At 62.1% G+C, this 25,379-nt stretch carries 18 protein-coding genes and 1 riboswitch; of the genes, 5 read left to right on the forward strand and 13 right to left on the reverse strand.

Translation table 11 applies throughout. The features are described 5' to 3' along the window. Positions 1-69: 69 nt before the first annotated feature. Together AB1792_02905 and AB1792_02910 are read right to left on the reverse strand one after the other, a co-directional pair. The gene (locus AB1792_02905) at positions 70-3,024 is read right to left on the reverse strand and encodes a sigma 54-interacting transcriptional regulator (protein MEW5701161.1); all 2,955 of its coding nucleotides are present in this window, start codon (positions 3,022-3,024) and stop codon (positions 70-72) included. Between the two features lie 15 nt (positions 3,025-3,039). Continuing rightward, positions 3,040-3,381, reverse strand: a complete 342-nt coding sequence (locus AB1792_02910) for a hypothetical protein (GenBank protein MEW5701162.1) — start codon at positions 3,379-3,381, stop codon at positions 3,040-3,042. Between the two features lie 683 nt (positions 3,382-4,064). Here AB1792_02910 and AB1792_02915 point away from each other — a divergent pair. The 3 genes from AB1792_02915 (at position 4,065) to AB1792_02925 (ending at position 7,971) form a co-directional block, all read left to right on the forward strand. Next, a complete protein-coding gene (locus AB1792_02915) occupies positions 4,065-5,774 on the forward strand; it encodes a M6 family metalloprotease domain-containing protein (GenBank protein ID MEW5701163.1) in 1,710 nt (569 codons plus the stop codon). Positions 5,775-5,816: 42 nt separating this feature from the next. Further along, positions 5,817-6,554 (forward strand): hypothetical protein, encoded by a 738-nt coding sequence (locus AB1792_02920; GenBank protein MEW5701164.1) that lies wholly within the window; start codon positions 5,817-5,819, stop codon positions 6,552-6,554. A 376-nt stretch (positions 6,555-6,930) separates the two neighbouring features. Next, entirely contained in the window at positions 6,931-7,971 is a 1,041-nt protein-coding gene (locus AB1792_02925; protein MEW5701165.1) for a proline dehydrogenase family protein, read from the forward strand. A 175-nt stretch (positions 7,972-8,146) separates the two neighbouring features. Here the strand turns inward: AB1792_02925 and AB1792_02930 are convergent, their stop codons facing one another. The 7 genes from AB1792_02930 to AB1792_02960 form a co-directional block, all read right to left on the reverse strand. After that, the gene (locus AB1792_02930) at positions 8,147-9,151 is read right to left on the reverse strand and encodes a TerC family protein (protein MEW5701166.1); all 1,005 of its coding nucleotides are present in this window, start codon (positions 9,149-9,151) and stop codon (positions 8,147-8,149) included. Further along, entirely contained in the window at positions 9,148-9,627 is a 480-nt protein-coding gene (locus AB1792_02935) for a GAF domain-containing protein (GenBank protein ID MEW5701167.1), read from the reverse strand. The genes AB1792_02930 and AB1792_02935 overlap by 4 nt, the downstream gene beginning before the upstream one ends. Before the next feature lie 227 nt (positions 9,628-9,854). Next, positions 9,855-10,862, reverse strand: coding sequence for a uroporphyrinogen decarboxylase family protein (locus AB1792_02940; protein ID MEW5701168.1), 1,008 nt, complete (start codon positions 10,860-10,862; stop codon positions 9,855-9,857). A 68-nt stretch (positions 10,863-10,930) separates the two neighbouring features. Next, on the reverse strand, positions 10,931-11,866 hold the full coding sequence (locus AB1792_02945; protein MEW5701169.1) for an MlaD family protein: 936 nt from the start codon (positions 11,864-11,866) through the stop codon (positions 10,931-10,933). A 32-nt stretch (positions 11,867-11,898) separates the two neighbouring features. After that, a complete protein-coding gene (locus AB1792_02950; protein MEW5701170.1) occupies positions 11,899-12,222 on the reverse strand; it encodes a hypothetical protein in 324 nt (107 codons plus the stop codon). 253 nt (positions 12,223-12,475) lie between these two features. Then, on the reverse strand, positions 12,476-13,243 hold the full coding sequence (locus tag AB1792_02955) for an ATP-binding cassette domain-containing protein (protein ID MEW5701171.1): 768 nt from the start codon (positions 13,241-13,243) through the stop codon (positions 12,476-12,478). Positions 13,244-13,466: 223 nt separating this feature from the next. Continuing rightward, positions 13,467-14,246, reverse strand: a complete 780-nt coding sequence (locus tag AB1792_02960; GenBank protein ID MEW5701172.1) for an ABC transporter permease — start codon at positions 14,244-14,246, stop codon at positions 13,467-13,469. Positions 14,247-14,384: 138 nt separating this feature from the next. Further along, positions 14,385-14,482: riboswitch (TPP riboswitch) on the forward strand. 97 nt (positions 14,483-14,579) lie between these two features. Between AB1792_02960 and AB1792_02965 the strand changes: the two genes are divergently transcribed. After that, entirely contained in the window at positions 14,580-17,075 is a 2,496-nt protein-coding gene (locus tag AB1792_02965; GenBank protein MEW5701173.1) for a TonB-dependent receptor, read from the forward strand. 156 nt (positions 17,076-17,231) lie between these two features. Beyond that, a complete protein-coding gene (locus AB1792_02970; GenBank protein ID MEW5701174.1) occupies positions 17,232-18,626 on the forward strand; it encodes a sodium:solute symporter family protein in 1,395 nt (464 codons plus the stop codon). A gap of 68 nt (positions 18,627-18,694) precedes the next feature. Here AB1792_02970 and AB1792_02975 read toward each other — a convergent pair whose 3' ends face one another. The 4 genes from AB1792_02975 to nuoL form a co-directional block, all read right to left on the reverse strand. Beyond that, the gene (locus AB1792_02975) at positions 18,695-19,732 is read right to left on the reverse strand and encodes a hypothetical protein (protein MEW5701175.1); all 1,038 of its coding nucleotides are present in this window, start codon (positions 19,730-19,732) and stop codon (positions 18,695-18,697) included. A gap of 303 nt (positions 19,733-20,035) precedes the next feature. After that, complete coding sequence (locus AB1792_02980) at positions 20,036-21,463, reverse strand: NADH-quinone oxidoreductase subunit N (GenBank protein ID MEW5701176.1); 1,428 nt, start codon at positions 21,461-21,463, stop codon at positions 20,036-20,038. Beyond that, positions 21,460-23,040, reverse strand: coding sequence for an NADH-quinone oxidoreductase subunit M (locus tag AB1792_02985; GenBank protein ID MEW5701177.1), 1,581 nt, complete (start codon positions 23,038-23,040; stop codon positions 21,460-21,462). The genes AB1792_02980 and AB1792_02985 overlap by 4 nt, the downstream gene beginning before the upstream one ends. A 385-nt stretch (positions 23,041-23,425) precedes the next feature. Continuing rightward, a complete protein-coding gene (nuoL, locus tag AB1792_02990; GenBank protein MEW5701178.1) occupies positions 23,426-25,360 on the reverse strand; it encodes an NADH-quinone oxidoreductase subunit L in 1,935 nt (644 codons plus the stop codon). Between the last annotated feature and the right edge of the window lie 19 nt (positions 25,361-25,379).

Raw genomic sequence — 25,379 nt, forward strand, 5'->3', positions numbered from 1 at the left:
GGCGGGCCCATTGCAAAGGAAACGCCCTCCCGAGGAGGGCGGCAGCGACATCATCGAAACGAAAGTGGATCAGTCCGTATCGATGTCGTAGATCTTCATTTTCAGCCGCAGCGTCGATTCGGGAATGTCCAGCCGTTGCGCGGCATGCTTTTTCACGCCGCCGCACTCCCCAAGAGCGCGGACGATGAACTGGCGCTCGATCCGGGCAATGTGATCGTAGAGGGAAAACCGTTCCGGCATCGGCTGGGCGGCGGGAACCGACCCTGCGGGCGACTCCTCGGCGAACTTGCGCGAGAGACGATCCGGACCGATGACCGCTCCGGGCTCCGCCAAGAGGACCAGTTTGCGGATCTCGTTCTCCAGCTCACGCACGTTTCCCGGCCAGTGGTAGGCGCAGAGGACGCGTACGACCTCGGAAGACAACCGCACCGTCCGCCCCGTCTCCGCCGCTATGCCGTCGAGGAAGTGATCAATGAGCAGCGGGACGTCTTCACGGCGCTCGCGTAACGGCGGCAAGACAAACACCAGCGGCGTCAGGCGGTAGAAGAGATCCCGTCGGAAGGTGCCGCGTTCCATCTCCTGCGTCAGGTTCCGGTTGGTGGCCGAAATGACACGGACATTGACGGGACGCGGCTTCGTGTCGCCCAAGCGGAGCACCTCTTTGGTTTCCAAGAGGCGCAACAACTTCGCCTGAATCGACAACGGCATTTCGCCGATCTCGTCGAGGAAGAACGTGCCGCCGTCGGCTTCTTCGAACAGTCCGATCTTGTCGCGATCCGCCCCGGTATACGCCCCGCGTCGGGCACCGAACAACTCGCTCTCCAGCAGCGTTTCCGGCAGTGCCGCGCAGTTGACCTGCACGAATCGTTGATCGCGTCGATTGCCGGAGTAGTGGATGGCACGGGCCAACAGATCTTTGCCCGTTCCGGTCTCGCCCTGCAGGAGGATAGAGACATCGGCATCGACGATCAGCCGGGCCCGGGCCAAAATCTCCCGGAACGCCGCATTCTGCGTGATGATGCTGGGGAACTCGCACTCCCGCCCCAATTGGTCGCGCAGCCGTTGCACATCACGAAGCAATCCCTCGGAACGCAGCTTCATGGAACGCCAGGCGACGATCTCCGCATACGCCACCGCGAAATCGAGATCGCGGGGGCTGAAACCCGATTCTGAGTTTGCGGGTTCTTCGGCGATGCGATCGAGATAGAGAATCCCGGACGAGGCCGGCCCCAGCTCGACGGGGACCGAGATCACCGACACCGGTGATCGACCGGTTTCATCGACCAGATGCGCCGTCAATTGCGGCGAACCAAGGAGAGACCAATGATAGCGTGGTTGATCGGTGGGCAACTCACGCTGATAGGCACTGGCCGCGAACGCCGCCACGCGCTGCGCGAAACCCTCGGAGCCGCCCGATTGTGCCACGACGCGGCCCGACCGCCGCCCGTCGGCGGTCACTTCCAATAATAGGACACGCGAGGCGTTCAGCCGCGTACGACAGAATGCGATCGTCTGTTGCAGATCGTCGCCGGCGCTCTCGGCATGGGCCGCAGCGGCGAGCGACTCGGCCGTCCAAGGCATACCCACCAGGCGGAATTCATTGCGGGGTGACGTCGCGTGGCCGACACAATCCCCGTCCAGACCGGCGACCAATTCACGCATCCGGTCGGGAGCGGCGCCGTTCGTGGGCATCGCCGCGATCAACCGGCGGGCCAAGGCGACGGCTTCAGTGATCTGCCCAGCACGGCGATAGCTGTCCACGGCAAGCCACTGTACATCGGTGATGTTGTCCGTGGCCCCGAGACGTGAGTACAACTGCACCGCTTCGTCCAGAGCGGCGGTCGGCGCTATATGGTCGGCCGGGGAAACCAGTGCCAGAACTTCCGAGCGGGCGATCGCCAAACGCGCACGTTCGTAGACATCCCCCACGAAGGTGAGGCACTCGGTCGCTTTCGCCAGTGTCGCCCGACTGTCGGTGTGATCACCGAGACGCGCCTGCGCGCGCGCCAGCACGCGGTACAGACAGCCGACCTCGGCGCGATCCCCGATCGCGATCGCGACAGCCAATCCCTGCTCGGCCAGCCGTTTGGCCTCCGGCCAATCCTGAAGGGCCGCTTCGCACTCCGCCAAGCCGCGCAGCGATTGCGAGACCATGTCATTCTCGTCACTCAGACGACGGCCGATCTCCAGCGCGCGACGGAATGCTTCCTTGGCGGCGATCCAGTGTTTTTGCTCATACTGCCACCACCCGGAGTATTCGAAATAGACTGCACGCTCGCGCACCAGGCCGGCATCTTCGATCACGGTGAGCGCCGCGTCCAACTGCGATGACGCCGCGCGGAAATCGTGACGCAGGATGGCCAGGTACGCCATGGACAAGAGGTTGCGCCCAATGGACACACGATTGCCGGCCGACACCGCGCACTGATGGGCCGCCGACAACGCCTCTTGTGCCTCCGACCATCGGCCCTGCAGCAAGCAGACACGACCAGCATTGCCGAGGAGCATCGCCTCTTTTTCGGCGTCCTGCCGGCGACGCGCAATCTGGATGGCGTCACTCAGGAAATCGTCGGCCGCCTCATACTCGCCACGGACAAAATGAATGCGCGCCAGTTCATTGTAGGCGCGCATCATCCCTGACTCATCGTCCAGGCGGCGGTAGATCGCCAGTGCGTCGCGGGCATGGATACGGGCGTTCTTGGTATCACCCAGCCCGAGGTAGGCCAGACCAAGAACGCTGTGTGCATCACCGAGGAAGTCGTCGGCCGCCGACGCTTGGAAGGCGATCAGACCGCGGCGTCCCCAATCGACGCCGTCCCGATACTCACCTGTCTCCGCCGCCAGCCGGGCCCGAAGCAGGCACCACACACCGTAGTCGGGTGACGAGCCCTCGCGGAGAGACTCCTCCCGGTGCACCTCCAGCAAGGCGGCTGCGGACGGCCAGTTCTTCTCGTCCAGCAAGACTTGGACCTGACGGAGCGGCGGACGCGGCATCACCGCGTCGTGGTGAGGAAGGGGCTTCATGTTTATCCGCTCGGGTTATCGCCGTCGCGAAACGATGTTCTTTGACTTGCCGGTGAAGTTTGTGCTCTGGAGATGCCGGATGACGCGGAGCATCGCATCTCCCACCCACTTCACAGAGCCGGCCAGCATCGGCGTCGAGCCCACAACCAGCGGTGACTTGGTTATAGGCGCGCCCATGTCGGTCGGGTTCCCCGGCCCCGGGGGAGTGAATCCGTCGGTGGCCTGATCATCCCAAGGATGACCATCCGCAGGTGAACCACCCCCTGGACCGGGATCGTCCGCCACACATGGCGACCACGGCAGTGCCGCAAGCATCAGAGCCAAAGAGACGGCCAGGAACACACGCCATCGTGCCATCTTTTGCCTCCTTCCTGAGTGAATCACAAGTGTCGAGAATCTTCCGCCGTACGGGAACTCCTCTCGGGGTGGCAATCGCATCAACTCCCCCGCGTCCCCGCGTATTAATAACAACCGCGCTATCTCTTCATTTGTCAAGGAGTTTGTTGCCCAGGCGTCGTTTCTTGCGTCGCAAAGTTTGCGCCGAGCAACTGGTGGACCAATGGACCAGCACACTCTGAAAGTCTCTTGACGAGTATCTCTGTTATTCTCCCCCACCTATCTGAATGATCCCCATCCACACTGGGATTCGGGCCATACATGACTCCTTTCGAGTGTGCCATGAAGGCGCGAAATCGACATTCCGGTGCCGATGGAACTGCTCCTAACGCGTTGAAACACAACGTGGTGCGTCGTCGATCCACGAAAGAGCCGAGGCCAAACGAGCCTCAGGCACACCCTTTGCCAAAACCTGACTCGTCGATCAGAAGATCCGGGATGCAAGAGGGGGGAACCATGTTGGACCAATCCATCATCAGCCAGTCCGGTTCGAGCGCCAGAACGCGGCCCGTGGGGCACTGTCGCAGTTCACTACCCGCAAGCTCTTCTTGGGCTCAGCTGAGAATCGACCGCATGGATAAGACAAGGGCACTGCCAGATCTCATCTGGCGGCAGGTGCCATCAACGATGAAGGGACGGTCCTGATGCGGCGCAGACACGTGGCCATTACGATCTGGGGGACAATTCTCGGCATCCTGTCACTGGGTGTCACGGGGGTGTTGTTTGAGGTCTCCGGGATGCCGCCCTACCCGGGGGACGCCGACGGCGTCACCCGTTCGCCGCAATGGGCGGCGGGAGTCAATCGCTACGAGCAGATGCGGGCATCATTCGCCGCGCGCGGCATCGATCAACCGGGTGGGGGAATCGACCCGGCGTATCAACATGCCGGTCCGTTCAATCTGCTGGCCATTTGCGCGGACTTCTCCGACAAGACCTCGTCCGTCTCGGCCTACAAGTTCGACACTCTGATGTTCGGCGATCAGCCCTCGACCGTGCGCGACTTCTACAGTGAGATGTCCTATGGCACGCTCACCATGGTCACCGTCCATCTTCCTTCCACGATCGGCTGGCAGCGGCTCCCGCAGACGTACGCGTACTATGTGAACAACAACTTCGGTCTCGGGAGTTATCCGCAGAACACGCAGAAGTTGTGCGAGGACCTGGTCGATCTGGTCGATCCCGTGGTCGATTTCGCAAACTACGACAACGACGGCGACGGGTATGTCGACGGAGTCGTGATCGTCCATGCCGGCCGCGGCGCCGAGTTCACGGGGCTGCAGACCGACATCTGGTCCCACAAGTGGGGGATTGTGCCTTCGCGTCTCAAGGATGGCGTGCGCATCAGCACATATTCCATCCAACCGGAGTATTGGAACACGCCTGGGGACATGACCATCGGCGTCTACGCGCACGAGATCGGCCACCTGTTCGGGTTGCCGGATCTCTATGATGTCGACGGCAGCTCGCGGGGCATCGGCAAGTGGTCGTTGATGGCCTCGGGTTCCTGGAATGGAACCTTGGGCAATTCGCCGGCTCACATGGACGCGTGGTGCAAGGCCCAAGTGGGGTTCCTCACGCCGACGAATGTCGCGGCTAACATGGCCGGCGTTTCACTGCCGTCGGTGGAGACTTCCCCGACCGTCTATCGGCTGTGGGCGGACGGCGCACTGGGGGATGAGTACTTCCTGATCGAGAACCGCGAGCGCGTGGGATACGACCTCGGACTGCCCGCGTCGGGACTTCTCATCTGGCACATCGACGATGCCGAGGTGACGAACACGAAGGAATGGTACCCGGGACATACATTGACCGGCCACTACCTGGTTGCGCTGGAACAGGCCGACGGCCTGTGGGAAATGGAGAAGAACATCGATTACGGCGACAGCGGCGATCCCTTCCCCGGCAGCACCTCCAAGACGACGTTCTCGGCGGCGAGTACGCCGAATTCCCATGACTACGCAGGCACGCCGACGTATGTGACCATCACCAACATCTCGGCACCGGGGTCGCCGATGACCTGTGACTTCCAAGTCTCTTTGAGCGCCGGCGCGGGCGACGAGGAGGAGATCGGCCTCGACTGGGCGACGCAAGTCGACAACGCGCCGAATCCGTTCAACCCGGCCACGACCATCCGGTTTTCGAGTGCCGGAACCGATCATGCCGCGCTGCAGATCTATGACATTCTCGGACGCCATGTCGCCACACTGTTTTCCGGATCCCTGGCGCCGGGAATGCACGAGGTCACGTGGGACGGCAGCGATGCCGCCGGACATGCCGTAGCATCAGGGATCTATTTCGCCCGCTTTACCGATGATCGCAGCACCGCCGTCCGCAAAATGGTGCTGGTGCGATAGAACCACGACCGGAGACCACAGGACACGTGAAGGGGAGGAATCATGAAGAGAATGTTGGCTGTCGTGTCGACCGCACTGATCGCTGTGGGGGGATGGGGGTGCGGCGGCGATTCCGGATCCGGTCCTGCACCGGGTGCATCCACGAACTGGGCTGTCGAGATTCGCACGGTTGCTTCGGACGGTCCGGGGGTCATCGACGACGAAGCGCAACGTCTGCCGACGGCTTTGCCGGGCGAGCCCGATTCGGTTACGATCACGGGCGGCGCTCTCGTGCTCCGGTCACTGCGGCTGACCGCCACCGCGACCGCCGTCGACACGAACATCACGGCGGAGGATGAAAGTCGCGACCAAAACGATGCGGATATCAGTCATCCCGGTCCCTATCTGCTCGCCTTTGACGGCAACGAGGATGACCTCGGCACCGCCGTTGTTCCCGCCGGGACCTACGAATGTCTGAAGTTCGTCATACAGCCGGGACTCACCGGTGACATGGCGGGCCGTGCCATCGCCGTCACGGGAACGATCTGGCGCGACGGTCGGGGGGAGAACTACATCTTTGCGACGGACTATGCGTCCGAGTTCTTGGTGAACGGGAGCTTCTCGGTGCCATCCGGCGCCGCGGCAACTGGGCACTTGGTCTTTGCGGCTGATCGCTGGTTCCGCACCGGTCCGCGATGGCTCGACCCAAACCAAACCAGCAATCGCCGTACCATAATTGAGAACATACGCCGCAACATCTCGGCGCATCTTGAGGTTGTCCCAGTGGGGACTCTGCAATGACCGACTGAGGCGACATGTGGGGGCGGAAGGTCGGGGGAACGTTTTGCCCCCCCCCAAAACCAGTACTCTGGCCGACCTCCCCCTTGAAATCCACGGGGTGTCCTCGACCGGGACACCCCGTCACTTTGCTCCTGGAGCTTTGGTTCGTTTCAGATCCGTCACGATCTTATCTGTCGAAGTCACCGAAGCTGGCATGCAATAGCAGTAGTACTGACACACACGGCTGAAGTGCGGGACTGTCTGCGGAGTTGCCCGCCGGCTGCGGCCGCCCCGATCGGGATGCGCCCTGTCAATCTTTTCTCTCTCCTGTCACGAAGATCGAGAAGAGAATTGCCTGGCTCTGCATCGGCCTGTAACCTGACTCAGTGGCGGTACTATGAACTTGCGCGAACGCACCGTTGAGCTTTTGCCCAAGCAGGCGATCCGGCTGTTCGCGGGTCCATACGTCGCCGGCAACTCAATGGAGGCGGCGCTGGCGAAGGCGCGCGAGCTCGCCCACGCGGGAGTGGCCGCCACGGTTGACGTGCTGGGTGAAGATGCCGCCTCCGTGGGCGATATTGAGCACTATATCGAGATCTACACGAACCTGATCACCGCGATTGCCAATGACGCCCGGTTCAGCAAACTGGCGGAGCGGCTGCGTCCGTCGATCAGTCTGAAGCCCTCATCGTTTGCGATCGCGCCCAAAGACCAAGCGGGACTCGTCGTGAATCCGGCCGCGGTCGATTGGGACGGTTGTGCCACGGCAGTCGCCCGTGTCGTCGGCACGGCGGCGGCGCATCATATCCGTGCCACGATCGACATGGAGAATCACCAGTGGACCGACTTCACGCTGGCACTGCACCGGCGGCTGTTTGCCCAGCACGGGCGTGGCGTCGGCACCGTGCTCCAATCGCGACTGTTACGCACTGCCGCCGACGTGGAGGCGCTCCCGGACGGATGTCGCATTCGCCTCTGCATCGGCATCTACGATGAACCGACCAACTTGGCGGTGACCGACGTGGCGGAGATGAAGCGTAGAATGCTGCCTTTGGCACAGCGTCTCCTCGCAAAGGGCGCATTCCTCGAGTTTGCCACGCACGACGTGCCGCTGATCCACCGCTTTGTCCACGAAGTCGTCATTCCCGCCGGTGTCGGCCCGGGTTGCTTCGAGACACAAACGTTGCTCGGCGTCCCGCGCCAGCACCTCATCCACAAGCTCACGACCGGAGACTACTTCAGCGGCCTCAACGGCGCTCCCGGTGAGGCGGCGGCCCTGCAAAACGGCATCGTGCACCGCCTATATGTGCCGTTCGCCGAGGACTGGGACAAGGCCATCGCCTACTCGCGCCGCCGTCTGCGCCACTGCCCGAGTCTCTTCTGGACCGGGTTTATCAACGCTCCCCGCGTCCTCTACTATTCACTGTTCAGCAAGTAGCCAAGCACAGCAGAATCGGTTTCACAAGCTTGGAGGTGCGGTCGGGGGGGCCCCCCCCCCCCCCCCCCCCGCGCCGGGTGTGGGCACCCGGCGCCACAGAGCCACGAGATCGCGTCCCTGGTTGTGGAACCGATTGATTCCCGGTCGGGGGTGCTGCGCTCCTGACGCGAACCACTCAAGCCCGCGGCTCTGTCTTCGTGTTGCGGCGACGACGGAGGCGCCGCTTCTCCCGCGGCAGCCCGTCCGGCAGTGCCGGTCGCAGGAACGACAACGCGATCGATCCACCCAGGAGAAGGGCCACGATCCCCAGCGACACGGCAATGGGTATTTCGATGCGCCAGGAGATCAGCATCTTGACACCGATGAAGGCGAGCACCAGCCCCAGCCCGTACTTCAGGTAGTGGAACTTGTCGATGATGCCGGCCAGGAGGAAGAACAGCGAGCGCAGGCCAAGGATTGCAAACACGTTGGAGGTCAGAACAATGAACGGATCACGCGTCACGCCGAAGATCGCGGGTATGGAATCGAGTGCAAAGACCACATCCATCGCTTCGACCATGACCAGGACGGCGAACAACGGCGTGGCGGCCAATCCCTCGGGACGGCGCACAAAGAACCGCTGGGCCTGATAGTCCCGTGTGATCGGCATGACACGGCGCAGCCACCTGAGGACCGGGTTGTGCTCCGGGTGCACACCGCTTTCCTCCTGCACGGCGAGCTTGATTCCGGTGAACAGGAGAAAAGCGCCGAAGACATAGATGATCCAGTGGAATCGCGCCAAAAGCGCGGCCCCCGTGATGATGAACACCCCGCGCAGGACAATCGCGCCGAGGATGCCAAAGAACAGTGTGCGATGCTGATACTGGGGCGGGACCTGGAAGTAACGGAAGATGACGACGATGACGAAGACGTTGTCGAGACTCAACGCCTCTTCCACCAGGTACCCGGTGGCGAATTCCAGCGCGCTCTGTGTGCCCAGTTTGAAGTAGACAAAGAGATTGAACAGCACCGCCAGCCCGACCCAGAAGCACACCCATTTCAGTGCCTCCTTGGGAGCGATGGCGTGGGGACGGCGATGGAACCAGAACAGGTCCAGGGCCAGCAGGAGGAGAACCAAGACGATGAAGCCGATCCAAAAGACCGGGCCTTCGACACTGCCGAACACGGCGGGGGGGATCATCTGTCAGTGGCTCGGCGGTCGATCCGTCTGAGGACCGGGACCAGGAGCGTCGCGGCGGCTTCCAGCAGCCGGCGATCCGTGTCATCGAACGCATCGGGTTGATCGGAGTCGATATCGATCTCGCCGAGGCATTCGCTCCCGGACATGATCGGTACAACAATCTCCGATTTGGTCTCCAGAGAACAGGCCAAGAACCGTGGATCGGCATTCACGTCGGGGACGATAATGGTCGCCTGCTGCGATGCCGCCGCCCCGCAGATTCCCTTGTTCAGCGGGATGCGCGTGTGCGGCGAGGGCTTCCCCCGGTATGGTCCGAGGACGAGTTCCGCGCCGTCCAGAAGGTAGATGCCGACCCAGGTGTAGTGGCGCACGCGCTCGTGCAGCATCGCCACGACCCGGTCCAACACGTCATTGGGGAGGCCACCGGTCCCAAGCATCTCGATGATTTCCCTGAGCAGGGCTTGACTGTCCAACACTGACCCTCGCGACTCTAGTAAGTTGCCAATAGACCATCCCACACTGTCATTCTGAACCCGCCGCTCTTCGGCGGGGTGAAGAATCTGCTGTTTCTTCATAGGGGAAGGAAAGCAGATGCTTCGCTTCGCTCAGCATGACAAACCTATCCTCCCGGCTTCATGAGGTGCCCGTCGGCGACCTGCTGGGACTTGAGGACAAGGGGCTTCAGCCCCTTGACACGCAACCTTCAACGACCCACCGCATTGACTGCTCTGCGTATCGCGGCGACATTCTCATCCGGCGCGGTCACCGGAATGGCGCATCCCGGACCGACCGCAAAGGGAATATCGCCATTCTCACTGATCAGACGCAGGATCTTCTGTTCCAGGATGTCTGGCGTGTCGTTCACAAGCTCGCTCATGTAGGGGACACCACCCATGACCGGACGACCCAAAGCCGCATGGCCATCGCACAGCGAGGGATTGTCCGGATCGGTGGCATCCCAGTTGACCAGCGCGGCCGGGAACTCGCGATACTCGGCCAGATGGATCTTCGTGTCGCAGACGTGCAGAACATTGAAAGCATCACCGCCGGCGGCATCCCAAACCAAGCGGTCGTACGGCAGCGCGAAGCGTCGGAGTTCATCCACGGTCAGGCGCTCCGCCGAGGCCCATTGCGTCGTGGCGAAGAAAACCCCATCGGCGCCGGCGTTGCGCATTTCGACCACCAAATCGGCAAAGGTCGTGGCGATCGCGGTCAGCGCCCACTCGACGGCGTCCGGTACCGTACGCAGGTGTTCCTGCAACACCGCGTCCGTCGGTACCATATCCCCCGCGATCGAGATCGGGTTGAAGACCGTCATGACGATGCGAAACGGCGGCGGGAGCGCCCGACGAATGCGCGCGATCGCACGCAACTGGAAGTCGAACATCGGGTGCTTCACGGACACAGGCGCGACCTTGGCCCAGTCTTCGGGGTTGCTGATCGGGAAACCGACCCGCTCGGGTTTGGTCAGTTCATCGGGGCTGGGGCGCATGATGACACCCCACGGTTCATAGTGGTATGAGGCGCGCGGGTTGATCTTCAGGAGATCCCAGTCGAAGCGCTTCTGCCAGGTGACCATGGCCTCGACAAAACGATCAAGGTCATCCTCATCGCGATAGAAATGCCGCCACAACGCGACGGGTGGCCGGTCGGGTTTGACGCCATCGATCAACGCCTGGAGGCGTTCGGTGTGATTGAGGTGCTCGATCACTGTGGTCCGTCTGACGCCAACGGCATCCGTTCGCAGGAGACCCTCATCACCACGGGCGAAGGATCCGATCAGAACACGCTCACCTTGAAGTATTTCTTCGGATTGGCGGTGATATCGTCGATCAACAGCCGGGTCTCTTTCACCAAATCCCGTGCTTCAACATAAAGAGACGAATCGGCCGAGAGCCTGCCCAGAGTCCCCTGGCCCTGCTCCCAACGACTCACGAGTGCATGGGCGCGTCGGGACACATCGGTGAGCTCCACATAGAGCGCCGAGTCCCAGACCAGATGCGACAATGTGCCGCCGCCGTGCAGCACGCCATGAGAGAGCGAGTCGAAGGAACGGGCGGTTCCCTCCATCGCGGTCACCAGCCGTTCCTGGGCCTTCCCCAGATCGACCAGCAACCGCCGCGAGGCGATGACGACCGAGTCGATCGCATCCGATGAACTCCCATTGGTGGTCAGCCGACCGAGATACCCCTCGCCGCGCTCGACCCTGGTCAGGATCGCACTGAGGTGTCCGAGCGAGGCATTGAGATTGTCCATCATCTCCGGCGCATTGGCAAAGGCGGTGGTCAGGTCCCCGGCAATGGTCGATTTCAACGTCGCGCCCGGAGTGGCGGGTGGGTCTCCGGGCGCTCGCAACGTGACCGACAGGTACTTGTCTCCCATCAGCCCGACCGTTCCAATCGCCGCCGTCGATGAATCGGAGACCAGGGCCCACGCGTCGTCCGTAATGCGGAATTGCACACGGATGCTCCCCGGACGGTCGCGCTGCACGAACTCGATGCCGGTGACTCGCCCCACCTCGATCCCACCGAGCCACACGGGGGAGCCGCTCACCAAGCCGCCGACATCGTCAAAATACGTCTCCAGGGATTTCGTCTTCTCAAAGACCGTCATCCCTGTTCCCTTGAACGCGGCCCACAGGAGCACGGCAAACGCGAAGAGAATCACGATACCGACCCGGACTTCACCCCAGGGAACTCGTCCGCTACGCCGCATCACTCGTCACCGCCATTCCGTCCGCCCGCCGATCACCCGACCGCCTGACGACCGCACGAGCCGGGATCACACCCGTGCGTGCAGTTGTTGCCGCGCACATCCCAGACTTCGTCGCGCTCCGCCAGCCACGCGAGTGAATCGGCGTGCATGTCGGTCAACGCCGGTAGCTCCAGGATCATTTTGTGCATGTCGATCTCGAGCTGCCGATCATCCGGCATCGGCGCCATGTCCATGATGCCCTCCCACCGCCGGTAGAAGGACTTCACGTTTGCCAGGTCCTTTGTCCGGAGCACGACCGCCAGCTCGCGAACATACTGGATGGCCACGGCATCAATGGCACTGCAACAACGACTCACGTCAGCTCCCTTCGGGCATCTGACAGAATGAGATGCCCAATGTGCGCTGGGGCTTTGGTTCGTGTGATGCGACGGTGACTACCCCTCACCCTACCCTCTCCCCCGAGGGGAGAGGGGAAGAAACTGATCCTCCTCTCCCTTCCAGGGGGAGGGGGAACGATAACCTCTCCCTCCGGGAGAGGTCGATCCGTCCGGAGGACGGATCGGGTGAGGGAGTGTTTCTGACCGTTCATTGTTGTCAAAATCCCTTGGTTCACGCCTTTCCTATCCCCGGCAATGCCCGCACCGAATCGACAAAGGGCGACAGAAACGCCTGCACGTCGGGATGACCGGATCGCACCAGACCGATCCCATCGCCATCGAATACGACCCGGCCGTCATGCAGGACAATAAAGTGATCGGTGACCTCAAAAGCATCGGCGATCTGATGGGTCACGACGATGGAGGAAACGCCTTTGACATCGCGCAGCTTGACGATCATGTCGGTGATGGCGCGCGTCGAGATCGGGTCAAGACCGGTGGTCGGCTCGTCGTACAACATAATCCAGGGGTCGACCGCGGCCACCGCCCGGCCGATCGCCACTCGTCTCTGCATCCCCCCCGACAGCAAATCGGGCAACAGATCAATCAGGTCCTCGGACAGATTCAGAAACCGGAGCGTCTGCCGCACGGTGTCCTCGATCTCATCCAGGGGCTGGTCGGTATGTTCCAGCAACGTGTAGCCGATGTTCTCACCGACCGTCATCGAATCGAACAGCGCTCCCCCCTGAAAGACAAAGCCGATGCGCGGTCGCACGCGCTGCCAGTCACTCTCCCGGGCACGGGTCATCTCCTCGCCGTTGACAAAGACGCGCCCCTGCCTCGGCTGGATCAATCCAGAGACTAGCTTGAGGATCGTGCTTTTCCCCGATCCCGACACGCCGAGAACGACAACCGTCTCCCCCGGCGCGACGTGAAAGGTGACGTCGCGGAGGACCGGTGTGTCACCGTAGGCGAAGCTGACGTTCTCGAAGCGGATCATAAGTTCAATGCGGTCAGATATCCGCTGCCCCCCGGCAACAGGGGAGTGAGGACAAGGGGCTTAAGCCCCTTGTTGGCCAAGATCGGCTGTCGACTCGACATTGGCGGTGATCCCGCACGCGGCAACAAACGAATCAAACCATGACCATCGGTAAACAAGGGGCTTAAGCCCCTTGTCCTCGTGACGCGGCGTCCTCTCTGAAGATCGTCGCTCATCGCCATCGCTACAACAACCCCTTCAACTGCGGCACCAACAGCCGCGTGAACAGGAAATTGATGAACAGGATCGTGATCGAGCAGGCGACCACGGAATCGGTCGTCGACCGCCCCACCCCCTTGGTTCCGCCCACCGTGCGGAACCCCATGAATGTGGAGATCGTCGCGATGATCACGGCAAAGAGAAACGGCTTGGCCAGTCCGATGATGAAGTTCCCCAGGTTGAGCTTGTTGATCACGTTCGTCATATAGGCGGTCCCCGAGATGTGCGCGATGTACACCGCGATCAGGTATCCACCCGCCAGACCGACGAAATCGCAGATGATGGTTAGAACCGGCATCACGATGAAGATGGCCCAGAAGCGGGGCACTGCCAGCTTGCGGATGGGATCGACGCCGAACGCCTTGAGAGCGTCGATCTGCTCGGAGGATTTCATCGACCCCAATTCGGCGGTGATCCCGGCCGCCACCCGGGCGGCGACCATCAGGCCGGTCAGCACCGGACCCAGTTCCCGCACGATGGCGATCACCATGACGCGGCCGAGGTAGTTCTTGGAGCCGAAGTCGGCCAGCTCAATCGAGAACTGCAACGCCATCCCCTGCCCGGCGAAGACACCGGTCAAGACGACCAGGAACAGAGAGCCGACGCCGAGAAAGTACATCTGCTCCAGCACTTCAAAGGCATAGAACGGCCGTCCGAACAGACGGGCGATCAGGCGCCCGGAGTAGAAGAACAACTCCTGCACGTCCCAAGCGAACCGCCTCAAAATGCCTGTCAGGGCCAACATGAGTATCTGCCCGCCGCCGACTTCAGTCCGACAATATACGACTCACCCCTCCAAAAAGGAGCGCTTTGCGCTGGGTTCAGCAGTGTCGCCATGGATTTCGCTTGCGACCGGAGCGGCCGCTGCGTAGGTTCTATGCGCCTGTGTTCGTGGGGATGGTCCCGTAAACGGGGCCTGAGATCATACCCCTCGAACCTGATCCGGATAATGCCGGCGTAGGGAACGGACCAGGTGAGTGCCCGGAGAGACATCCGGGCACCAACAAGACACCGTTTCCGCCTGCCCGGAAACGGTTTTTCGTTTTGGCGTTTCGGGCCCCGGGAGAGGACTATTCCCATGTCACGCCGGAAGATGTCTGTAATCCAGGCGTCACGACCGATCTTGGCCACCGCCCTCATCTGGATGGCCGGCGCACGGCCTGCGCACGCGACAGATCTCAACGGCAAAGTCGTAGACGCCCAGACCGGCCGATCGGTTGCGGCGGCCACGGTCAGCATTGCCGGGACCTCCCGGGCAACCGCTGCCGCAGACGATGGTGCATTCACCTTCGAAGGTGTGCCCGAGGGCCCTGTTGAGCTGGTTGTCCGTCACGTCGCCTACCATCCCTGGCGGCAGCGTCTGACGCCGTCCGAGGTCCCGGAGATCGTACGCCTGCAGCCGCTGATCCTGGAAGGTCAGGGCATTGTCGTCACCGGTACCCGGGCGGTACGCGGCCAGTCGCCGGTCGCCTTTGAGAATGTCACCCGCCGTGAGATCGACCGCGCCCACTACGCCCAAGATCTCCCGGTCCTGCTGTCCGAAAGCCCCGGTGTCTACACGTCTTCCGACAACGGGAACGGCATCGGGTACTCATATCTGTCGATCCGCGGCTTTCCCCAGCGCCGTGTCTCCGTGCTCGTCAACGGCGTGCCTCTGAATGATCCCGAGTCGCATGAAGTGTACTGGATCGATCTCCCCGACCTGGCCGAGAACCTCGAGGATGCGCAGATTCAGCGCGGCGTGGGAACGACTCTGTATGGCTCCAACTCGATCGGCGGCACCGTCAATCTCCTCACCAGCTATCTGGCTCCAAACCGACGGACATCGGTGTCGTCGGGGGTCGGCGCCTATGGCACGCGCCGATTCTCGGTCGCGTTCAATTCCGGGCTGATCGACGCCCGCCACAGCGTGTATGGGCGGTTTTCCCGCATCGTTTCGGATGGATATCGCGACCATTCCTGGACCGATGTGTGGTCGTACTTCTTCTCCGCCGCGCGATTCGATGAGAAGTGGACGAACCGCCTCAACATCTTCGGCGGCCCCGAACAGACACACCTCGCCTACAAGGGCATTCCACGCCGGTTCATCGACGGTGACACGACCTTCACCTTCAATGGCCGTCGACCGACGGGCGAACCCGATGTCGACCGCCGCTACAATCCCTTTGAATGGTCCGGTGAGACCGACAATTTCAACCAACCACAGTACCAACTCCTGACGGAGTTTCGTCCGGATTCGATGTGGCGGCTTGAGAACACGTCATACTACATCAAGGGACGCGGGTTCTATGATCAACTACGCTCCGATGAGAAGTACGCGAAATACCATCTGATCTCTCCGGACGCCTTCCGCAGCCGCGCCGATCAACTGTGGCGACGGCGTTGGGTGGACAACGACTTCTGGGGACTCATACCCAAGATCACGCGTCGTCACACAAACGGCGAGATAGCGGTCGGCGGCGAGTTCAACCGTCTCACCGCCCGACACTGGGGCGAAGCGCAGTCCGTGATCCCGGCGCCGGCGGATTTCGTCCCCGGGCAACGGTATCATGACTACGAAGGCGCCAAGACCGTGGCGTCGGTCTTCGCCCAAGAAGTGCTGGCTCCCGCGCCGCGGATTACCGTGACCGGTGCCGTGTCCTACTCGTTCAAAAGGTATGAGTTGCGACACAATCGCTTTGCCAATGGATACGGACAGCGCGTGGAGCACACGACCGACTACAATCTGATCTCACCGCGGCTGGGATTGACCGTTTCGGCCGCGCCCGGGATTTCGGTCTTCGGGAGCGTCAGCTACAACTCCCAAGAGCCGATCAACGACGAGATCTTCGATCCCCAGGATTTCGGGGCCAATGCCGGCGACTTCTTCCGCGACACGACGCGCCGCGCCGATGGCGTCCTCGTCGGCAGTGATCCGGTCATGAAACCGGAAAAGCTCCTCGACTGGGAATGGGGTGTGACGGTCCGGCGCGATCGCTGGCGCGCGCAAGTCAACCTCTTCCACATGCGGTTCCATGATGAAATCGTCTGGGGCGGCGGTCTGAGCGACGACGGCGAGCCGATCCGCGGCAACGCGTCACGAACGGTCCATCAGGGAATCGAACTGACAGCCAACGCCGATCTGGGACTGGGGTTGTCGGTCTCCGGCAATGCCGCTGTGTACGACAACACGTTCGACAAGTTTACGGAGTACACTTGGGACCCGGACCATCCGATCGTCGACCGCTCCGGCAACATCATCGCCGGGTTTCCCACGCACCTGGCCAACGTGCGCGTGAACTACGACCAACGCTATGTCGGCCTGAGCGGGCACGTCTTCGCCGCCGGCCGGCTGTACATCGACAACTCGGAATCCCGCGCGGCCTCGATTGCTCCGTACGAGACTATCGACCTGCGCGCCGAGGTGAAGCTCGAACCATTGATCGGCTGGCCGGGCATGAGTTTCTTCTGTCAGGCAAACAACGTGCTGGACGAAGAGTACGAGACGAGCGGGTATCTGGACGATGACGGCACGCCGCTGTTCATTCCCGCGGCCAAACGCAATGTGTATGTCGGCCTGCGGGTGCGGCTATAGGAACAAAGCGGAAGACGATGTCTGTGTCATCCCGAACGAAGTGAGGGATCTGCTTTCCAGGTCCGATGGCAGGCCGTCAACAGCAAACCCCTCGCTACGCTCGGGGTGACATCTGCCTGACTATTCATCCCGACTTCCCGAACCCAGGCAACCGCCGTGACCCTCCATCCCCTCGACTGGACCATCGTGGGCGCCTTCTTCGCCTTCCAGGCATACCTCGGCTTCCGCTCCCGTCGTGTGCCAAGGCGGATGGACGCGGCCGACTACCTTCTGGGGGGACGCCGACTGACGCTCCCCGTGTTCGTCGCGTCGCTGGTATCCACCTGGTATGGCGGCATCCTCGGGGTCGGCGAGTACTCGTTCAAGTACGGCATCTCGAACTGGCTGGTCTTCGGCGTCCCGTACTATCTCTGGGCGACGATCTTCGCTCTGTTCCTGGCCCGGCCGACGCGCCGCACGCATTTCATCTCCCTTCCCGATCATCTCGGCGCCGCGTATGGACGCACCCCGGCGTTGATGGGCGCGATTATCGTCTTCGTGATGACGGTGCCGGCCGCTTATGTCCTCATTCTCGGCGACCTCGGGCGCATGCTTCTAAACTGGCCGACCTGGGTCGGCGCGACACTGAGCGTCGTCTTGTCGAGTGTCTACCTCATCACCGGCGGGTTTCGGTCCGCGGTGCGCGTCGATGTGCTGCAGTTCCTTTGCATGCTCGTCGGCTTCGCCTTGATCCTGCCGTTTGCCTTCCACCAGTACGGCGGATGGTCGTTCATCGCCGGCCATGTTCCGGCGACACACCTCACGTGGCACGGCGGCAACTCCGGCTGGTTCGTGCTCTCATGGTACTTCATCGCCGCCACCACCATGGTCGAACCCGCCTTCTACCAACGTTGCTATGCCACCGAGACCGAGCAGATTGCCCGAAAAGGGATCTTCTGGTCGATCGCCTTCTGGGTCGTCTTCGATTTCATGACGACAACTGCCGGTCTCTACGCCCGCGCCGCGATCGCCGATCTCCGCGATCCCAAGACCGCCTATGTCGCCTTGGCGACCCGGCTGCTTCCCCCCGGGGTGCTGGGTCTGTTCATGGTGGGAGTGATCGCCACGGCCGTTTCCACCGTCGACTCCTACATGTTCATCTCGGCGACGGCATTGGGTCGCGATCTTCTCTCGCGCCTGCGACCGTTGACCGATCACGGCGTCAAGACCGCCACACGGTGGGGCGTCGTCGTCTCTTCCGCGTCGGCTGTCACGCTGGCGCTTTCATCGACATCGGTGATTGCGCTCTGGCGGGACCTCGGCTCGATCGGCGTGCCGGCACTGCTGTTGCCGGTCATCGCCAGCTTCGTGCCCCGGTTGCGTCGTCCGCCGGCGCGCGCGGTGATTTTCTGGATCGCCTGCCCCGCGACGGTCGCGGCGCTGTGGATCGGAACACGCATCGTCCGCGGGAGCTACCCCTATGGCATCGAGCCGATCTTCCCGGCGCTGATGGTGTCGATCGCGTTTGCGGTGGCACTGATCCGAACAAAGTCAGGAGCTCGGGGCTCCTGACCTACGGAAATGAAAGACGCGTGTAGGGGCGCATCGCGATGCGCCCGAGAGCCGTTGGCGAACGGCCCCTACAAACGCACAGTGGACAACAGCGCTTCATCCGCGGGCGGGACGACGAGGCCTTTGGTCTCCTCGCCGCGCTGTAAGGTCACCTCGATGTGCGGATCGTGTTTGCGGTCGCAGTAGCGGGCGGTGATCGCCGCCGCGTTCTCCAAATCGTCATCCGTCGGCGTGCCGCGCACCAGCACGATCGGTGAGCCGGTCCCCATGACCTCCAATCGCCAGTCGTTCGGCCCGGCATAGGCGGCGATCTTGGCATTGTCGGTTTGGTCGCGTCCGACAATGATCTTCGTTGCCACTGACAATCGAAAGTGCCGGCCGACTTGCAGCAGATTCAGATCGGTGAAGTCGACATGCGTCTGGTGACCCAGAAGATCGCGGAGTTTCTTTGAGTACTCCGGGTCAGTCAACAGGCACCCGGAGGCGGGCGTCGGGAAGTTCTCCAGCCCGAATTGCCGGGCCAACTCGAACTGCCGTTTGCGCCCGCGACCGGAAATCGCCTCCAACTGCTCGCGATCAATCTTCCCCTCCAGCTCGGGGATGGTCGGCGGCAACAGCTTTGCCGACAGCGGCCGGAGGAGCCGTCCCTTCAAACGTGCCTCGCGTTCGGTTAGATACAACCTCGGCAGGCGCTGTGAGAACGGGCGCTGCCCGAGCACCTCCCCGGTGATGACCGCATCGGCACCGACTGTCTCCATGTATTCCCGCGCTTCGGTCAGCATGAGGATGCGGCAGTCGACACAGGGATTCATGTTCTGGCCATACCCATAAACCGGGTCCTGCACGATCTGGACGAACTTCTCCGCCAAGTGCACAAGCTTGACGTCGAACCCGAACTGCTGCGCGGCCGGATACGGGTTCGAGGAGCACGACGAGCGGTCGGAGAGATCGCAGCCGAAGTGCGTCATGAAGGTGAGCGCGGTGACCCGTACATTCTGACGCAACATGAGCAGCACGGCCAGGCATGAATCGAGCCCGCCGGAAAAGCAGGCGATGACATGGGCCTTCGGAGGAGCCGGGAAATCGGCCAGAGTGTCCATCGGCATCGCGGTTGAGGTCATCCGATGCAATACGCGTGTCCGCGCACAACTGTTGCCGGAGGAAAATGGTAGGCGAAGCCCACCCCACCATGATGTGTGGGTCAGCCCTCGGGCTGACCTCGGACCCGCAGGGTCCGTCCGAGTCCTGGTGGCGAAGGGAATGATCGCCCGCCGATGGCGGGCGAACGTCAGCCCAAGGGCTGACCGGCACGCAGGGAATCGACACTTCTTGGCCCGTACATCTACGGCAGGACTACGCACGAGCCAGCGTAGTGTGGGCCACCCACACCGCTACATCCGTGGGACGGTTCAGAGCAACCAGAACAACGATTTCCCCGCCCAATCGAGGAAGGGTTGCGGAGCAATCCCAGGAAGTAGGGCGACGACGGCGGACAATGCCAAGGCCGGACGCAGACCGCCGGGGACTCGCTGGATGGCCGATTCAGCTTCTGTGGTCGGCCACATCCACATCGCCACGACGACGCGCAGGTAGTAATAGACCGAAAGCGCCGAGAAGAGCACCGCCCAGATCACCAGTCCGACATACCCCGCCCTGACCGCCTCGGAGAAGAGGACGAATTTGCCGGCGAAGCCGACCGTCGGCGGGATTCCGGCGAGCGCAAACATGAACAGGGAGAGAACTCCCGCCAGCCAGGGATGGCGCCGTCCGAGACCCGCGACCGAATCGAGAGTGGGTGAGGCCCCGGCGTGTCCGAGGGCGCAGAGAACCGCGAACCCACCGACCGACATCCCAGCATACCCCAGCAAATAGAAACCGATCGCGCCGATCGAACCCGCCTGCCCGGCGCACAACCCCACCAGTGCATACCCCATGTGCGCGATGCCGGAGTAGGCCAAAAGACGCTTCAGATCGCGTTGCCGCAGAGCCCAGAGGTTTCCCACGAACATCGACAGCCAGGCAATCCCCCACAACAGGCCGGTGACCGGGAGACCTTGAAACGCAGTCAGCGTCAGGCGCACCAGAAGCCCGAGCGCCGCCGCCTTCGGCGCCGCGGAGAAGAAGGCCACGGTCGGCGTCGGCGCCCCGGCATAGACATCCGGAGCCCAAGCGTGGAAGGGGACCGCTGCGATCTTGAACAGGAAGCCGATGCCGATCAAGACTGCGCCGATCCAGACGAGGAGATCGTGCGCGACCCCCTCGGCGATCGCCTGACCGATCCGTTCGAGCGTGAACGACCCGGTGCCGCCATAGACCAGCGCGATCCCAAACAGCAAGAACCCGGAAGCAAATGCCCCATTCAGGAAGTACTTGGCACCGGCTTCCACCGCCTCATCGGAACGCACCTGCCCGGCCGCCATGGCATAGAGCGGCAGGGAGAGAATCTCCAGTCCCAGGAAGAACACCGCCATATGCGCGCCGATCACGAGCAAATCCATGCCGATGATCGAGACGAGCATCAGGCCATGAAACTCCGATCCAAATACGCCGGCGCTACCGCGGTTCTTCCACGAGCCCGCGGACGTCAGTGCGGCGAGAAAGGCGCCGAGGTAGATGACCAGGCGAAAGAGATTGGCATAGCGGTCGGCGAGGATCATTCCGGCGAAGCCGGCTTCGATCCGATCAAACTGAACCATCGTCACCACCGCCGCGGCCGCGATGAACAGCGCCGCCAGCCACCCGAGATTGCGGCGCGCCCCGGAGGACACATCCACGATCATGACAATGAACGCGCCCGCGCACAGGACGAGTTCCGGCGCGATGGCGGCGAAGTTCATCGCCCGCCCTCCATCGGTGGCACAGGACCATTCCGGGTGCGACCGGCCAATGAATCGGCCGCCTGCACGAGTGTGCCGCAGTTCTCGGACGGATGTTGGATCAACTCGACGCGGCGCGCCTGCCCGAGCCAGTTCTGCAGGTCCGGCGTGATCCGATCCAGAAACGGCCGCGGATACACGCCGATCCAGACGATCAATACCACCAGCGGCACGAGCGTGGCCAGCTCGCGCTTCCCGAGATCGGGGATCGACTCATTCTCCGCATGGACGACCGGCCCGTAGAAGACGCGCAGTACCAGCCACAGCATGTACGCCGCCGCCAGGATCACCGCCGTGGTCGACAGAATCGCGAGCACCGGTCGCGCCTGAAACGAACCCAGAAGGATGAGGAACTCACCGACAAATCCATTCGTCCCCGGCAAGCCGATGGACGAAAGCGCCACGATCAAAAATCCGATCGTGAACACCGGAACCGTGGCGAAGAGGCCGCCATAGTCGGCGATCTGCCGCGTGTGCCGCCGCTCATAGATCATTCCGACCAAAAGGAACAGCGCCCCGGTCGAGATGCCGTGGTTCACCTGTTGCAGGAGCGATCCGGAGAGACCGACCAGATTGAGTGCCATCATCCCCAATATCACGAAGCCGAGATGCGAAACGGAGGAATAGGCGATCAGACTCTTCATGTCGGTCTGGATCAACGTCATTGCGGCCCCATAGACGATGCCGATCACCGCCAGCACCCAGAGGAGATCACTGAGCGCGGCGAATCCCGATGGGAACAACGGCACCGCAAAGCGGAGGAACCCATAGGTTCCCAGCTTCAGGAGCACGCCCGCCAGCATCACCGATCCGGCCGCCGGCGCCTGCACATGGGCATCCGGCAGCCAGGTGTGGAAGGGGAACATCGGCACCTTGATGGCGAACGCCAGCGCAAAGGCGGCAAACAACCAGACCTGCGTCGAGGCGGGTACCTCGAACTTGTACCAGTCAAACAGATTGAAGGTGGCGTGTCCGGAAACAGAGCCGAAGTTGTACATCCACAGGATCGCCACCAACATCAGAAGCGAACCCGCCATCGTGTACAGCACGAATTTGATGGTGGCATAGATCCGGCGCTCGCCGCCCCAGACGCCGATGAGGAAGTACATCGGCACCAGCATCGCCTCCCAGAAGATGTAGAAGAGGAAGACGTCGGTGGCGCAGAAGGCGCCGATGATGCCGGTCTCCAGGAATAGTAGAGAGGCATAGTATCCGCGCCGACCGTTCTGAATGGCGGAGAGGGAGGACACCACGCCGATCAGCGTGAGCAGACAGGTCAACAGAACGAGCAAGAGTGAGATCCCATCGATGCCGACCTGATAGGCGATGCCGAAGCGCGGGATCCAGGGAACGCTTTCGACGAACTGGAACCCGGCGCCGGGCACAAATCCGAACCAGAGCCACAGCGACGCGATCAACTCAACAGCGGCACCGCATGCGGCCGCCCATCCGATGCGCGTCGGACGATCATCCCGCCACACCAAAAGCAGAACGCCCACCAGCGCCGGCCAGAATATGAGGAAACTCAGAAGACCCATAGTGTCTCGCACTCTCAGACGGTTCTAACAGGTTGCTGAAAAACGCAGAGGACGTGGATCGGTCCCACCATTGTCATCCTGAGCCCGCCTTTGGCGGACGAAGGATCTGCTTTTCGCCCCGTGAAACCAACAGCAGATTCTTCGCCCCGCCAAAGAGCGGCGGGGCTCAGAATGACACGGATGGTCCTTTTTCAGCATCCTGCCAACAAGACGAATCGGCGGAAGGGCTCCCTCACCCGATCCGTCCTACGGACGGATCGACCTCTCCCGAAGGGAGAGGTCAAGTGAAAACCTCTCCCTCCGGGAGAGGTCGCCTGGACCGGAGGTCCAGGCAGGTGAGGGAACAACAACCGACAACTCACGATCCATGCCTCCCGTGCATCGGTCAATACCCGCCGCGCACGAACGTCAGCAGCGCCCACCCCAGCGCCACGACGCATCCGAATGCGAAGGTCACCACGCCCCAGCGGAAACGCCCGGTCGACAGACGGACGCCGCGCGCCGCCAGATGTTGCGCCAACGCCGCCAGCCCGTTGGCCGCGCCGTCGATGATCAACAGATCGAAATACCGATATATGACGCGCGAGACGCCGACCAATGGCCGGACGATGACGGCGTCATAGATCTCATCCACCCAGTACTTGTTGTAGACGAGACGGTGCAATCCCGTGAATCGTGTCCGGACCGCCTCGGCTCGCGCCGGTGACTGCACATACCACCGATACGCCCAGCCAATGCCCGCAAGACCCAAAAGAACCGAGACGGCCATCAGGCCATATTCAATCGCATGCGACGCCTCGTGCACTTCCAAGTGCAACGCCTCATCCGCCGACACGAAAACCGGTGCGAGGAAACGCTCGAACCACGCGCCCCCGCCCAGAATCGCCGGCCAGCCGATCCATCCACCGACGATCGAGAGGACTCCAAGCACGGTGAGCGGAAGTGCCATCGATCGGGGCGACTCATGCGGATGGACCTCGTGGCCAAAACGCGGCTCCCCATGGAAGGCCAGGAAGACCAAACGGAACATGTAGAACGCGGTGAGCAGCGCGGTGATCGACGCTGCGACCCAGAGAATCCAGTGGCCCAGAGGCGATGAGAACGATTTCCAGAGGATCTCGTCCTTGGAGACAAACCCCGCCAGTGGAGGAATCCCGGCAATCGCCAGCGCCGCCACAACGAAGGTCCAGTAAGTGGTCGGCATGAACCGTCGCAGGCCGCCCATCCTGCGCAGGTCCTGCTCATTGGTCAGCGCGTGGATGACGCTCCCCGCCCCGAGAAACAGCAGCGCCTTGAAGAAGGCATGGGTCATCAGATGGAAGATGCCGGCGGCAAATGCGCCGACTCCCAAGGCGAGGAACATGTACCCCAACTGGCTGATCGTCGAATAGGCCAGCACCTTCTTGATGTCGTTCTGCACCAGCGCCATCGACGCGGCAAAAAGCGCGGTGGCGGCGCCGATGATGGCGACAACCAACAACGTGACCGGCGCCGAGGCAAAGATCACCGAACACCGCGCCACCATGTACACACCGGCGGTGACCATTGTCGCAGCATGGATCAATGCCGACACCGGTGTCGGACCCTCCATTGCATCGGGAAGCCAGACATAGAGCGGAATCTGCGCCGATTTACCGGTCGCTCCCATGAAGAGCAACAGACCGATGGCGGTCATGGTGCCGCCGAGCGTCGCCGCCATCACCGGCGCGCGCTCAAAGACCTCCAGGAAGCGAACGGTCCCGAAGCTGCGGAAGATGAGGAAGATGGCGATCGCGAAGCCGAAGTCGCCGATGCGATTGACGATGAAAGCCTTCATCCCCGCCTTCGCGGCAGAGGGACGGCGGAACCAGAATCCGATCAGCAAATACGAGCAGAGCCCGACGCCCTCCCAGCCGACGTACAGAACCAGGAAGTTGTCGGCGAGGACCAAGAGAAGCATGAAGAAGACGAAGAGATTGAGAAACGAGAAATAACGCGGCTGATCGGGATCGTGCCCCATGTATCCGATCGAGTAGACATGAATGAGAAAACTCACGCCGGAGACGACGAGGATCATCACCGCGGACAACGGATCCAGCAACAACCCGAAGGGAACATGGAAATCGCCGACCACGATCCAGTCGAAGGGCGCGGCGATGAAGCGCCGTCCCTCCAATCCCAAGAGTGCGGCGAACGCGCCGACCGAAATGACGAACGAGATCAGGACACTCAGGCACCCGACAACGCCGGATGTCTGTTTGCCCCAGCGCCGCCCGAAGAAGCCGTTGAGGAGGAATCCCAACAGCGGCCAGAGCGGTATGGTCCAGACGAGTGAGAGCATGTCAGGCTGTCATCAATCG

It is taken from the genome of Candidatus Zixiibacteriota bacterium (genome assembly GCA_040752595.1).
Classification (GTDB): Bacteria; Zixibacteria; MSB-5A5; order WJJR01; family WJJR01; genus JACQFV01.